Below are 12,759 nucleotides of genomic sequence, written 5' to 3' on the forward strand. Positions count from 1 at the left end.
GGGCGCTCGGGGCGCGCACGGCCGAGGATCTCGGGCCGGTGTCGGCGGGCCCTCTGCCGCGCGAGATCCGGCCCATGGGGGCTGCGCTCGACGGGCTCTTCGCCCGCGTCGCCGCCGCGCGCGAGCGAGAAAAGAGCTTCACCGCCTTTGCCGCGCACGAGCTGAAGACCCCGCTTGTCGGGATCAAGACCCAAGCGCAGATCGCGGCGATGGCGCCGGACGAGGCGACGCGGCAAAAGGCGCTGGCGCGGATTGAAAGCGGCGTCGCCCGGACCGACCGGATGGTGCGGCAGCTTCTCGAACTCGCCGCCGTCGACGGCGCGCCGGTCGAGGAGGGCGGTATCACCGACATGACGCGCCTCGTGACCGATGTAGCGCAGGAGGTGGGGCGGCTCGCCGCGGAGCGAGAGGTGCGGATCAGGGTAGAGATGGCGCCGGGGCTCCTCTGCCGGATCTCCGACCCCGTGCTTCCCGCCGTCGCGCTGCGCAACATCGTCGAGAACGCGGTCCTTGCCAGTCCGCCGGGGGAGCGAGGTCGAGATCGAGGGAACGGTGCAGGGCCAACAGATCGCCGTGTCGGTTCTCGATCGCGGCCCGGGGATTCCGGCGGCGGACCGGCTCCGCGTGACCGAGCGGTTCTTTCGCGGGGCGAACGCTTCGGCGGCGGGGAGCGGGCTGGGCCTGTCGATCGCGCAGGCGGCGCTCCAGCGGTTTGGCGCGCGGCTCGAATTCGCGGCGCGTGCGGATGGCGGCGAGGCTGTGCGGGTTGTGTTGCCCTGCGCTGGTCCCTCGGGGAACGAGCCGCCGATGCCGGACGTTGAAAAAGCGTCTTCCAAACCGCGTTCGTAAGCAAACCTTAAGCTTGCCCGGATCGGAGAGGCGCCAAGACAGGAATACCCCCAAATAGGTCAACCCGGAAATCCGGTCCCGGCAGGGCCGAGGGCATGGCCCGTGCCGGTCGTGGGGCCCAAGCAGATGAGGTGAAGCATGCTGAGACGAGGTTTTCTCAAGAACGCGGCAGGTGGCCTTGCCGTCGGAGCGCTGCCCCTGAGCGGAGCATGGGGTCAGGACGCCGCCGCGACGGCGACCCCGATTCCGCCCCGCGAGGTGCCGATCGCGAAAGGAATACCGGCGGGCCAGATCCACATCATGCCGGATGATTTCGCGCTCTATTGGACGCTGCCGGGCGCACGGGCGCTCCGTTATGCGGTCGGCGTGGGCCGTGACACCCTCTACGAGGCCGGCAGCTTCGTTATTCAGACCAAGAAGGAATGGCCAAGCTGGACGCCCACTCCGGGCATGCTCGAACGCGAGCCGGAGGTTTACGAGAAATGGGCGGGCGGAATGCCGGGCGGCGTGGACAATCCTCTAGGCGCGCGGGCGCTCTACCTGTTCAATGACGGCTACGACACCTTCCTGAGGATCCATAGTACGAACCGTGCGCAGACGAACGGAACGGCAGTTTCGAATGGCTGCGCCCGGCTGGTGAACGATCAGATCATCGACCTCTACGAGAAGGTGCCTCTCGAGACGAGAATGTTCCTTTACCCAAAGGCCGGTCAGTCCGCCGGATCGGGCCATGCCCATGGCTGAAGGGGCTTCGACGGCCCCTTGCAAGAAAGCTGCGGGGCTGATCGCCGACATCCGGGCGACTCCGTCGGTCCGTGCGCTTCGAATTGCCTCGTTGACCCAGCCCGATGGCCGCGAAGCCGCAAGTGCCCGGCTCTTTTGGCGTAAACATCAATCGAAGAAGAAAACCATCATGGCAGCAGTCGCCGCTCAATTCACGAAACCCGTCCTCTCCTTGGGTCTGGCGCTCGGCCTTGCCATGGTGCCCGGCCTAGCTTCGGCCCAGTCCGAGACAGGCTCTGCCAGCCAGCCGGAAGGGGTGACGCCCGTCATCGAAGGATTTGGCAGAATCGTCGACGCGCCCGGGGCCACGCTGCAACCGAGCGCCGAAGAGCTGCATCAGATCGTGTTCAGCGTCTCATCGGACAAGACGATGCCCGACGGGGCGAATGCCAATCTCTGGCGCACGGCCCGCGCCGTGAACGTCTATGGCTTGGCGGGTGTCGAGCAGGAGAACCGCGATTTCATCGTCATCGTGCATGGCGGCGCGACCGAGGCGATCATGTCCGATGAGGCGTCGAGGGCCGCGAATGGCGAAGCGAACCCCAATCTCGAGCTGATCGCGGCCCTTCAGGACGCGGGGGTGCAGATCATGGTCTGCTCCCAAGCCGCGGCATCGCACGGCGTCGACGAAACGATGCTCGCGCCCGGTGTGCAGATGACCCTTTCGGCGCTCTCGGCCATTCCGGTTCTGCAGTCGCAGGGCTATTCGCTGATGCCGATGTGAGCCCGCAACTGCGGAAACTTCGGTAATCACGCATCCGGTGACATGACCCCAAGCCTGCTTCTTTATCGGGCAGCTGGCTTGGGGTCTCACCTCATCAGCGCAATCGATCCAGCCTCATAGAGACGGTGACCTCCCACCCATCCCGGTGTTCTTGCCAGCTTCGATCAAGGCCGGGACAGGCCGCGTTCGCTCCGCGACGGTCTGCACTGATGCGCGCGCGCGCCGCGAGACTGGCATAGTGCCCCCGAAAACTTCTGCGCCGTTTCAAGCCGCGCCGTCGGTGACGGCGCGCGTCGGGGCATCGCCGCCCAGCTTGCAGGCGGCCTCGTGCTGGCTGAGGAAGACCTCGCCGGTCAGCTCATCGAGGAAATGGCTGCGCTTGAGGAGGTCCATCACCGGGCCCTTCACCTCGCTCAGATGCAGCCGCACGCCCGCGTCGCGAAGCCGGGTGTTGATCGCTTCGAGCGATTCCAGCGCCGAGAGGTCGATCTCGTTCACCGCCGGGAACATCAGCACCACGTCGGTCAGCTCGGGCTTGTCGGCGGCGTAGGTCGACAGCTGGTCTTCGAGAAAGCGGGCGTTGGGGAAGTAGAGGCTCTCGTCCACACGCAGCGTCAGCACCTGCGGCTGGGTCTCGACCTCGTGGCGCAGCACGTTGCGGAAATGCTCGGTGCCGGGGACGCGCCCCACCACGGCCATGTGCGGGCGCGAGGTCTTGTAAAGATGCACGAGGATCGAGGTGACCACGCCCGCCGTCACACCGAGCTCGACGCCGAAGAGGAGCGTCAGCAGGATCGTCACCGACACGGCGGCGAAATCGGCGCGGCTGAAGGCCCAGGCGCGTTTCAGGATCGAAAAATCGACCAAGCTGAGAACGGCGACGATGATCGTGGCCGCAAGGGTGGCTTTCGGCAGGTAGTGGATGAGCGGCGTCAGGAACAGCGCGGCCAGCGCGAGACCGAGGGCGGTGAAGGCGCCCGCGGCGGGCGTCTCGGCGCCCGCGTCGTAGTTCACCACCGAGCGCGAGAAGCCGCCCGTCACCGGAAAGCCGCCCGTAAAGGCCGCGCCGAGGTTGGCGGTGCCAAGACCGATCAGCTCCTGATCGGGGTCGATGCGCTGGCGTTTCTTGGCGGCGAGCGTCTGCGCGACCGAGATGCTCTCGACGAAGCCGATGATCGAAATGAGCAGCGCAGGCACGAAGAGCTGCGACAGAAGCTCGGGCGAGAAGGAGGGCAGGGTGAGCGGCGGCAGGCTTTGCGGCACCTCGCCGACGATGGCGACGCCGCGTTTTCCGAGATCGAAGGCCCAGACGGCGAGGGTGGTGGCGACGATGGCCAGCACCGGGCCGGTCTTGGCCCCGAGATCGGCCATGCGGGGCCCGAGCCCGAGGCGGCGCAACAGCGGCTTCAGCCCGCCGCGCACCCAGAACAGGAAGGCCGTGGCCGAGACGCCCAGGGCGACGGTGATGAGATTGATCTCGCCAAGATGCGCAAAAAGGCTGCCGAGTATCTCGATCAGCGTGTGACCCTCGGCTTCGATGCCGAGGATGTGGCGCAGCTGGCTCGCCGCGATCAGGATGCCGGACGCGGTAATGAAGCCTGCGATCACCGGGTGGGACAGGAAGTTCGCCAGAAAGCCGAGGCGGAACAGCCCCAGCGCCAGAAGCATCGCGCCCGACAGGAAGGCCAGCGTCAGCGCGGCGGCCACGTAACCGGCGGTGCCGCTCTCGGCGATGTTGCCCACCGCCGCCGCCGTCATCAGCGAGACGACGGCGACCGGGCCGACTGCCAGCGCGCGGGAGGTGCCGAAGATCGCGTAGAGCAGGATCGGCGCGATCGAGGCATAGATCCCGGCCTCGGGCGGCATGCCCGCGAGCAGCGCATAGGCCAGTGATTGCGGGATCAGCATGATCGTCACGATCACCGCCGCCACCATGTCGCCGGTGAAGGTCGAGCGGTCGTAGCGCCGCCCCCAATCGAGGATCGGCAGGTAGCGCGACAGCGGGGGCAGGGTCATCTCGGTCCGTCCGGCATGGTTTGGGGAAGGAAGGCGGGCGGCCCGCAGGCCGCCCCAAAGCTCAGTCGAACCGGTTCACCGGCAGCTTCAGGTAGTGGTTGCCGTCATCCTCGGCCTCGGGCAGCCGCCCGCCGCGCAGGTTGATCTGCAGCGCCGCGAGGATGCGGTTGGGCAGGGCCAGCGTCTTGTCGCGGCTCTGGCGGCGCTCGATGTAATCTTCGCGCTTGGTGCCGTCCTTGACATGGATGTTGTGGGCGCGGTGCTCGTCGACCGTGGCCTCCCACATCGGCTCGCGGCGCTCCTTGGTGCCGTAGTCGTGGCCGACGTTCAGCCGGGTGTTGCCGGGCAGGGCGAGGATCGCTTGGATCGAATCCCACAGTTCGGCCGTCTTGCCGCCCGGGAAGTCCGAGCGCGAGGTGCCGGCGTCGGGCTGCATCAGCGTGTCATGCACGAAGGCCGCGTCGCCGCAGACATAGGTGATCGAGCCCAAGGTGTGACCGGGCGAGAGCATCACGCGTGCCTCCAGATCGCCGATCTTGAAGGTCTCGCCCTCCTCGAACAGGTGGTCGAAATCGCGGCTCGGCGCGAAGGCCTCGGGCAGGTTGTAGATGTCGGCCCAGATCTTGGCGATCTCGGGCACCAGCGCGCCGATGGCATTGGGGGCACCGGTGCGCTCTTTCAGATGCGCCGAGGCCATGACGTGATCGGCATGGGGATGGGTGTCGAGCACCCATTGCACCTTCAGGTCGTTCTCGCGCACGATGTCGAGCACCTGGTCCATGCTCTCGGTGGAAAAGCGGTAGTTCTTCGGGTCGAAGTTCCACACCACGTCGATCAGCGCCGCCTGACGCGTCGCGGGATCGGCGCAGATATACTGGATCGACCCGGTGTCGGGCTCGTAGATGCCCCAGACGTCGGGGCTGCCTTCGCCGGTCGAGGGCGAATGGCGCACGACGCGGCTCTTGAGGGGGTCGGTCATGAGGTGGCTCCTTTGCTGAGGGGCGTGGAGAGGTCGGGGGTGTGCCGGGCGAGCCACATGCCCGCCAGCATGAACGGCACGAAGATCAGCGTGCCGGACGCCATGATCGGCAGCGCGGTCAGCGCCGGGCCGGGGCAGAAACCGCCAAGCCCCCAGCCGGTGCCGAACAGCACCGCGCCGGTGATGAGCTTGGGGTCGAGATCGGTGCGGCTGGGGATGCGGAACTGGCTGTCGAAGAACGGGCGCGAGCGGCTCCGCGTGAGCCAGGCAAAGCCCGGTGCCGTCACCGCGATGGCGCCGCCCATGACAAAGGCGAGGCTCGGGTCCCACGTGCCGAAGACATCAAGGAAATTGAGTACCTTGGCCGGGTCGGACATGCCCGAAACGATCAGGCCGAAGCCGAAGATCAGGCCCGACAGAAGCGCGAAGATCTGTTTCATCTCAGCCTCCGATCACGTGACGGGTGACGAAGACGGTGGCGAAGGCCGCCGCCATGAAGGTCGCCGTGGCCACGATCGAGCGCATCGAGCCGCGAGAGATGCCGCAGACGCCGTGGCCGGAGGTGCAGCCATTGCCATAGGTCGCACCAAAGCCCACCAGCAGGCCCGCGGCGGCCATCAACATGGGGCTCGACGGCACCCATTGCTGCGGCCAGTCGCCCGACACCAGCAGCCAGATCGGCGCGGCCAAGAGCAGGCCCAGCACGAACAGCGCCGAGACGCCGCGCGCCTCGCCATCGGTGGAGCGCGCGAAGAGGCGCGAGGTCAGACCGCTGATGCCGGCGATGCGGCCATTCGTGGCCATCAGGAGCACCGCCGAGGCCCCGATCATCATGCCGCCCGCCAGCGACAGCCATGGGGTGAATGAGGTTTCCATCTCTCGACTCCGTGATACATCGCCCAACGTGGTCGGGCTTGTCTTGTTTCAGAACATCTATATATTCCTGCTACTGCATATTCAATGGGTCGTATATGAAAATCACCGATGATTTCCTCGACGGCGACATCGCGGGCGCCGCGGCGCTGATGGGGATGCTGGCCTCAGAGGCGCGGCTGCGTATCCTGTGCCGTCTCGTCGAGGGCGAACGCTCGGTCGGCGACCTGGCGCGGATCTGCGACATGTCGCAGCCGACCATGTCGCAGCAGCTGAAAAGGTTGAAGGAAGCGGGCCTGGTCGTAGGGCGGCGCGAGGGGCAGACGATCTACTACAACGTGACCGGCGACGAGGTCGTGGCGGTGCTGGAGACGCTGCACAGGCTGTATTGCGCGCGCGGGGCGCAGTGAGCGCCCGCGCCCGGCAGGGCCGGGCGGGGGCGCGGGCGGGGGTCAACCACCATTGTGGTTGTTGACGTAATCCTTCACGAAGCTTTCGAGCTCCGGCGTGTCGCATTCGAAGCCCATTTCCTCGGCCTTCTCGATGACCTCCTCGCCGCTCATGCCGTTCTCGCTGGCGATATGCATCATGACGAGAGCGCCGGACCGCTTACCCGAGGCACAATGAACGAGCACCGGGGCGGGCAACTCGGTGGCCTTGCGGCGGAACGCGTCGACCACCTCGTTGGAGAGGGACTGCCCATCCACCGGGTGATGGAGGTAGGTCAGCCCGGCTTCTTCGGCCAGTCGGCCTTCCTCATCGGGCTTCATCTTGAGCTTCTTGTCCTCGTCATCGGTTTGCATGTTGATGATTGAGCGAAAGCCTTCCTGCCCGGCCTGCCTGATCTGCTCAGCCTCGGGGGCGAATTTCGCGACGGTGAAGCGGTCGTTGATCTGGACGGTGTCCTGCATGCTGTTCTCCTCAACTTGGTTTTTCGGTTTCGTAGCCAGCGGCTGTCCAGGCCTTCCAGCTGCCGGGAACGTTGCGGACGCTCTCGAAGCCCTGCGCTGCGAGCAGGCTTGACGCGATGCTCGCGCGAAAGCCGCTGGCGCAGTAGGTGGCGTAGGTCCGGGAGCGATCGAGATCGCCCAGCTTTTCGCGCAGCTCGCCAAGGAAGGCGTGGGTCGCGCCCGGCACATGGCCGCCCTCCCATTCGTCGGGCTTGCGCACGTCAAGCGGGGTGATGTCGCCCGCGTCCTTCAGCTCATGAACCGAGATCTGCGGAATCTGCGCGAATTCCCGCCCCGCCTCGCGCCAGGCGCTCATGCCGCCTGCGAGATAGCCGCCGAACCGGTCGAAGCCGGTGCGCCACAGGAGCTTCACGACCTCGGGCAGATCGGTGTCCTCGTGCAGCACGAGATGGATCGGCTTGTCCGGGTCCAGAAGCCATCCGGCCCAGACCGACAGCTCGGGCCGCGCGCCGATGTTGAGGCTGCCCTTCACATGGCCCGCGCCGAAATCCATCATGTCGCGGATGTCGACGATCTGCGCGCCGCCCTCGGCGGCCTGGGCGAACTGCTCGACCGTCAGCGGCGGCACGCGCGGCAGGTTGCGCAGCACCTCGGGGCCCTTGGCGTTCACCTTCTTGAGCCGAGGGTAATGCGTCGGCACCGGCGGGGCGTCCGCCTGCATGACGCGCTTGAATTCCTCAAGGCTCTCGATCTTCGCGTAGTCGTTGAAGCGCCGCTCATAGCCGATCGTGCTCGACATGCGGTCGCCGATATCCGGCCCGCAGGCCGATCCCGCGCCGTGGCAGGGATAGATGATGACATCGTCGGGCAGCGCCATGAACACGTCGCGCACCGTGTGGAACAGCTTTTCGGTCAGCTCCTCGGTCTGGTCGTCGCCCATCAGGTCGGGCCGGCCGACGCTGTCGACGAAAAAGGCGTCGCCCGAGAGCACGCCCCATGGCGTCTCGGTGTCGCCGTCATAGAGGAAGTAGGACATGTGCTCGGGCGTGTGGCCGGGGGTGAAGCGCGCCTTCATCCGCAGCCCGCCGAAGCTGAATTCGTCGCCGTCGCTCACCGCCTCGTGGTCGAAGCCGTATTCGGCCCCGCCCTCGGTGCTGACGTAGAGCTTGGCCTGCCCGCCGAGGCGGTCGACCAGCTCGCGCGCGCCGCTCATGAAATCGGCGTGGATGTGGGTCTCGAAGACATGGGTGATGGCGAGGCCGAAGCGCCGCGCCGCCGCGAGGTAGATCTCCACGTCGGGGCGCGGATCGACGATGGCGCAGACATGCGCCGCGTCGTCGCCCAGCAGGTAGGAGCATTCGGCGACGCCGTCGGCCAGGATCTGTTCGAAGCGCAGGGTCATCTCGTGTCCTCCTTCATATATCAAAACAAGAATACTTCCGGGCAGGTTCCTTCCACCCTCGGTCCGAGCGTGAGTTCGCCGATGCCGGAACAAGGGTGGACAGGCGGCAAATACGTAGTTGAATGTATGAATGCGTCGAAGTGGCGCAGCCGGATCGCTGCGGCCGCGCGCGGCCTCGGTCCGGAACGGTGGGGCATGCCGCCCATGCCCGCTCAAGGGAGGAAGCGATGACGATACTGAAACGGATGCGCGGCGCCGTGGCCGCCGGGCTGGCGGCGCTGACGCTGCTGGTGGCGGGGGCAGCTGCGGCCGAGAGCGACCGCTATAGCCAGCAGAAGGTGGTCTATCACATCAACGGCCATGGCGGCGAGGCGGACAAGGCCTACCGGGGGGCGCTGCGCAACGTGCAGAACCACATCAACGCCGTTGGCCGCGACAACATCGAAGTGAAGGTCGTGCTGCACGGCAATGGCGTCGGGCTGCTGCAAAATGCGATGGAGAACGAGCAGCTGCAGATGGACGTGACCAGCCTGCGCGGTCAGAACGTCTCCTTCCTCGTGTGCAACAACACGCTGACCGGCCGCGACATCAGCTATGAGGAGGATCTCTTCGAGGTGTTCGAGGACCAGATCGTGCCCTCGGGCGTGGCCGAGCTGAACTACCTGCAGGAGCAGGGCTTCACCTATGTAAAACCCTGATCCACAAGGCTGGGCCGCGCCTCGCGGCTCAGCGCCCGTTCGCCACGGTGAGGCCGAGCAGGCGCCACAGTTGCATGCCGCCGCGATAGTAGCTGATCCTGTCGGCCGGGTAGCCCGCGCCGATCATCGCTCGGATCGCGGTGGGCGACTGGCCGCACCAGGGCCCGTTGCAGAACAGCGCGACCTCGGGGGCCTCCGAGCAGTCCCAGCCCTCGAAATCCGGCTCGCAGCCCAGCTCGCCCAGCCGGTCGGTGATCCGGTCCCACGGCATGTGGACCGCGCCGGGGATGGTGCCGCCCTCGAACCACTCGCGGGTGCGGCTGTCGATCACCACGGCCTCCGGGGTCTCCAGCATCTCCAGAAGCTCAAGCTCGCCGATGGTGGCGACGCCCTCGGCCGGGGTCATGGGCTGGATGCAGAAGGGCGGGCAGGCGCGCGAGGTCTTGGCGAAATCGCCGGTGATGACGGCGTCGTTGTCCTGCCCGCGCATGATCTCGATCGGGCCGTCCGGCGTCTCGACCGTGACCGACATGCGGTCGGCATCGATGCCGACCGGTTCGGCCAGGGCCGGGGCGGCGAGGAGGGCGATGAGTGTGGCAAGGCGGATCATGGGCAATCTCCTTATTGCGCGGCCATCGGCACGCGCGCGATGCGGCACCGGTCCCACAGGGTTTCCAGCGCGGCGGTGAGCCGGTCGAGATCGGCTTGGCCATGCACGGGCGAGGGCGTGATGCGCAGCCGCTCGGTGCCGCGCGGCACGGTGGGGTAATTGGTCGGCTGGATGTAGATGCCGAACTCGTCGAGCAGCAGGTCCGACAGCCACCGGCACTTCACCGGGTCGCCCACCATCACCGGCACGATGTGGCTCGGGTTCGGCAGATGGGGGATGCCGGCGGCGTCGAGCCGGGCGCGCAATGCGGCGACCCGCTCGGCCTGCAACCGGCGCTCGGCATCCGAGGTCTTCAGGTGCCGCACGGCGGCCTGCGCCCCGGCGGCGACGGCGGGCGGCAAAGCGGTGGTGAAGATGAAGCCGGACGCGAAGCTGCGCACGAAATCGCACAGCGCCGCCGAGGCCGCGATATAGCCGCCCATCACGCCGAAGGCCTTGCCGAGCGTGCCCTCGATCACGTCGATGCGCCCCATCAGCCCCTCGCGCTCGGCGATGCCGCCGCCGCGCGGGCCGTAGAGGCCGACCCCGTGAACCTCGTCGAGATAGGTCATCGCGCCGTAGCGCTCGGCGAGATCGCAGATACCGGCAATGGGGGCGATGTCGCCATCCATCGAATAGACGCTCTCGAAGGCGACGATCTTGGGCGCGTTGGCGGGCAAGGCGGCGAGCCTGGCCTCCAGATCGGCGAGGTCATTGTGCTTCCAGATCACCTTTTCGGCGCGGCTGTGGCGGATGCCCTCGATCATGCTGGCGTGGTTGCCCGCATCCGACAGCACCACGCAGCCGGGGATGCGCGCGGCCAGCGTGCCGAGCGAGGCCCAGTTCGACACGTAGCCGGAGGTGAACAGCAGCGCTGCCTCCTTGCCGTGCAGGTCGGCAAGCTCGCGCTCCAGCGCCACGTGGTGGCGCGTGGTGCCCGAGATGTTGCGCGTGCCGCCTGCGCCCGCGCCGACCTCGTCGAGTGCCGCGTGCATCGCGGCCAGCACCTTGGGGTGCTGGCCCATGCCGAGATAGTCGTTCGAGCACCAGACCGTGACCTCGGAAGGCGCTGCGCTGTCATGCCGGGTGGCTGCGGGAAAGGCGCCGCGATGCCGTTCAAGCTCCGCGAAATGGCGGTAGTTGCCCTCGGCGCGTAGGCGGTCGAGCTCGGCGGTGAAGAAGCTGTCGAACGCCACCCGCTACTGCCCCGCCGCCTCTTTCGCGATGCCGTCGAGCAGCGCCTGCACCTCCTGCATCGGACCTTCGGGGAAGGTGCGATAGCCGATCTCGACCGCGCCTTCGCGGTCGGTCACGAAGATCCCGTAGGGGCAATGGGCAATGTTCATCGGGTCGGCCTCCATGACCTTGCGCGAGACCACCGCCGAGCAGAAGAGAAAGACGTCCGCCGCTTCGAACAGCGTTACATCGCTGCCGACATCCTCGCCGGTGCGGTTGAGCATCTCGCCGACATGGCTGACGTAATCGACCACCAACCCCTCGCTGACGATGGCGCTCTCGACGCTGAAGGTGGCGTCGTCGAAGCTGCCGTCGAAGGGGTAGGTGACGACTTCCTGCGCGGCCGCGGCCCCGCCCCAGAGCGCCGTCAGCGCCGCCAATACGATCCGTTTCATGGCCGTCCTCCCTGTGATGCGGGTCGGGGCGGGCATGGCCCGGCCGATCCCCTGGCCGCTCGTGCGGCGCGACCCCCGTGGCCACATGAGCGGCCACGGGGAAGTGCTCAGTCGCCCTGCGCCTCCAGAAAGGCGGTAATGGCGGCGATGTCCTCTTCGCTGCGCAGGCCCGCGAAGGACATCTTGGTGCCCTTTAGATAGCCGCGCGGATCGGCGAGAAAGCCCGCGAGGCTCTCGTGATCCCAGACCAGCCCTTCGGCCCCGGCCTCCTCCATCGCGCCCGAGTAGCGGAAACCCTCGACCGTGCCGGCGCTGCGTCCGACGATGCCGTTGAGCTGCGGGCCGCTGCGGTTGCGGGCATTGTCGCCGACCTGGTGGCAGGCGGCGCATTTCTTGAAGACGCGCTCGCCTGCTGCGACAAGCTCCGGGTCGGGCCCGGCGCTCGCCTCCTCGACCGGTGCGGCATCGGCCGCCTCCGCCGGGGCCGCTTCCGCGTCGGCACCTTCGGCGGAGGCTGTTCCTGCCCCATCTTCCGCAGCGGTGGGCTGATCGCCCGCCACTGCCTCTTCGGCAGGTTCGGCACCCTCGGGCTGCGCCTCGGCCTGCTCTTCGACCTCGATGGCGGTTTCCACCACCTCGGCCTCGCCCTCCTCGGAGCCCGGCGTCACGTCGAGCACGGCGGCGCGCATGGTGATCTCGACGCTCTCCTTGCAGCCCTCCATGCAGGCCTCGTTTGAGAAGGCGGTCAGCTCGGTCTCAGGCCTGTCGTCGGGCTTGAAGCCGCCCTCGTTAGGCATCTCGACCTCGGCGAAGCTTTCGCGCGACAGCACGAAATCATCGTCCACGACGTTGTTGAGATAGAGAAGATAGGCCGTGATCGCATAGACCTCGTCCGGCTCCAGCGACTGCGCATCGCCAAAGGGCATGGCGCGGTGGACATAGTCCCAGACGGTCGAGAGATAGGGCCAGTAGGAGCCCACGGTCTTGACCGGGTCCTTGCGATCGAGCGTGTCCATGCCGCCTGCGAGCTGCGGCCAGCGGCCGACCGCCTCGCCGAAATCGCCGTGGCAGGAGGCGCATTGCGCGACGAAGACCTCCTCGCCGGTCCAGACGTCGCCCGACCCCTCGGGCAGGCCCTGGCCGTCGGGGCGGATGTCGATGTCCCAGGCGGCGATCTCCTCGGGCAGCGCCTCGCGGCCCAGCCCGTAGCCGCCCTCGCGGGCGGCAGCGGGGGCTTCGGCCAG

15 protein-coding genes and 1 pseudogene are annotated in these 12,759 nt (G+C 67.3%); 6 read left to right on the forward strand and 10 right to left on the reverse strand.

The annotated features are described in order from the left end of the window. Positions 1–74: 74 nt before the first annotated feature. From NHG85_RS19765 to NHG85_RS03755, 4 genes and pseudogenes are all read left to right on the forward strand, one after another. Positions 75–257: pseudogene (locus tag NHG85_RS19765) on the forward strand (histidine kinase dimerization/phospho-acceptor domain-containing protein); the annotation flags it as partial. 316 nt (positions 258–573) lie between these two features. Next, positions 574–849 (forward strand): sensor histidine kinase, encoded by a 276-nt coding sequence (locus NHG85_RS19770; RefSeq protein WP_370362965.1) that lies wholly within the window; start codon positions 574–576, stop codon positions 847–849. Between the two features lie 300 nt (positions 850–1,149). Continuing rightward, a complete protein-coding gene (locus NHG85_RS03750; RefSeq protein WP_370362964.1) occupies positions 1,150–1,593 on the forward strand; it encodes a L,D-transpeptidase in 444 nt (147 codons plus the stop codon). Next, complete coding sequence (locus NHG85_RS03755) at positions 1,580–2,356, forward strand: DsrE family protein (RefSeq protein WP_253329965.1); 777 nt, start codon at positions 1,580–1,582, stop codon at positions 2,354–2,356. The genes NHG85_RS03750 and NHG85_RS03755 overlap by 14 nt, the downstream gene beginning before the upstream one ends. A 264-nt stretch (positions 2,357–2,620) precedes the next feature. Here NHG85_RS03755 and NHG85_RS03760 read toward each other — a convergent pair whose 3' ends face one another. From NHG85_RS03760 to NHG85_RS03775, 4 genes are all read right to left on the reverse strand, one after another. Further along, positions 2,621–4,372, reverse strand: a complete 1,752-nt coding sequence (locus NHG85_RS03760; protein WP_253329967.1) for a SulP family inorganic anion transporter — start codon at positions 4,370–4,372, stop codon at positions 2,621–2,623. A 61-nt stretch (positions 4,373–4,433) separates the two neighbouring features. Next, the gene (locus tag NHG85_RS03765; RefSeq protein WP_253329969.1) at positions 4,434–5,351 is read right to left on the reverse strand and encodes an MBL fold metallo-hydrolase; all 918 of its coding nucleotides are present in this window, start codon (positions 5,349–5,351) and stop codon (positions 4,434–4,436) included. Continuing rightward, on the reverse strand, positions 5,348–5,791 hold the full coding sequence (locus NHG85_RS03770; RefSeq protein ID WP_253329971.1) for a YeeE/YedE family protein: 444 nt from the start codon (positions 5,789–5,791) through the stop codon (positions 5,348–5,350). The genes NHG85_RS03765 and NHG85_RS03770 overlap by 4 nt, the downstream gene beginning before the upstream one ends. A gap of 1 nt (position 5,792) precedes the next feature. Beyond that, the gene (locus NHG85_RS03775) at positions 5,793–6,227 is read right to left on the reverse strand and encodes a YeeE/YedE family protein (protein ID WP_253329973.1); all 435 of its coding nucleotides are present in this window, start codon (positions 6,225–6,227) and stop codon (positions 5,793–5,795) included. A gap of 95 nt (positions 6,228–6,322) precedes the next feature. Between NHG85_RS03775 and NHG85_RS03780 the strand changes: the two genes are divergently transcribed. Continuing rightward, positions 6,323–6,634 (forward strand): ArsR/SmtB family transcription factor, encoded by a 312-nt coding sequence (locus tag NHG85_RS03780; RefSeq protein WP_253329982.1) that lies wholly within the window; start codon positions 6,323–6,325, stop codon positions 6,632–6,634. Between the two features lie 42 nt (positions 6,635–6,676). Here the strand turns inward: NHG85_RS03780 and NHG85_RS03785 are convergent, their stop codons facing one another. Further along, positions 6,677–7,135: a protein tyrosine phosphatase family protein gene (locus tag NHG85_RS03785; RefSeq protein WP_253329984.1), complete on the reverse strand. Its 459-nt coding sequence runs from the start codon at positions 7,133–7,135 to the stop codon at positions 6,677–6,679. Positions 7,136–7,145: 10 nt separating this feature from the next. Further along, complete coding sequence (locus NHG85_RS03790; protein WP_253329986.1) at positions 7,146–8,537, reverse strand: MBL fold metallo-hydrolase; 1,392 nt, start codon at positions 8,535–8,537, stop codon at positions 7,146–7,148. Between the two features lie 227 nt (positions 8,538–8,764). Here NHG85_RS03790 and NHG85_RS03795 point away from each other — a divergent pair, with 227 nt between their 5' ends. Next, on the forward strand, positions 8,765–9,235 hold the full coding sequence (locus NHG85_RS03795) for a DsrE family protein (RefSeq protein WP_253329987.1): 471 nt from the start codon (positions 8,765–8,767) through the stop codon (positions 9,233–9,235). Between the two features lie 28 nt (positions 9,236–9,263). Here NHG85_RS03795 and NHG85_RS03800 read toward each other — a convergent pair whose 3' ends face one another. From NHG85_RS03800 to NHG85_RS03815, 4 genes are all read right to left on the reverse strand, one after another. Then, positions 9,264–9,845, reverse strand: coding sequence for a rhodanese-like domain-containing protein (locus NHG85_RS03800; RefSeq protein WP_253329988.1), 582 nt, complete (start codon positions 9,843–9,845; stop codon positions 9,264–9,266). Positions 9,846–9,856: 11 nt separating this feature from the next. After that, complete coding sequence (gene hemA / locus NHG85_RS03805) at positions 9,857–11,080, reverse strand: 5-aminolevulinate synthase (RefSeq protein WP_253329989.1); 1,224 nt, start codon at positions 11,078–11,080, stop codon at positions 9,857–9,859. A gap of 3 nt (positions 11,081–11,083) precedes the next feature. Continuing rightward, positions 11,084–11,515 carry a DUF302 domain-containing protein gene (locus NHG85_RS03810; RefSeq protein ID WP_253329990.1) on the reverse strand — a complete coding sequence of 144 codons (432 nt, stop codon included), beginning with the start codon at positions 11,513–11,515 and terminating at the stop codon, positions 11,084–11,086. 107 nt (positions 11,516–11,622) lie between these two features. Continuing rightward, entirely contained in the window at positions 11,623–12,759 is a 1,137-nt protein-coding gene (locus tag NHG85_RS03815; RefSeq protein WP_253329991.1) for a c-type cytochrome, read from the reverse strand.

This window comes from Limimaricola litoreus (assembly GCF_024159025.1).
GTDB classification, from domain to species: Bacteria; Pseudomonadota; Alphaproteobacteria; order Rhodobacterales; family Rhodobacteraceae; genus Limimaricola; species Limimaricola litoreus.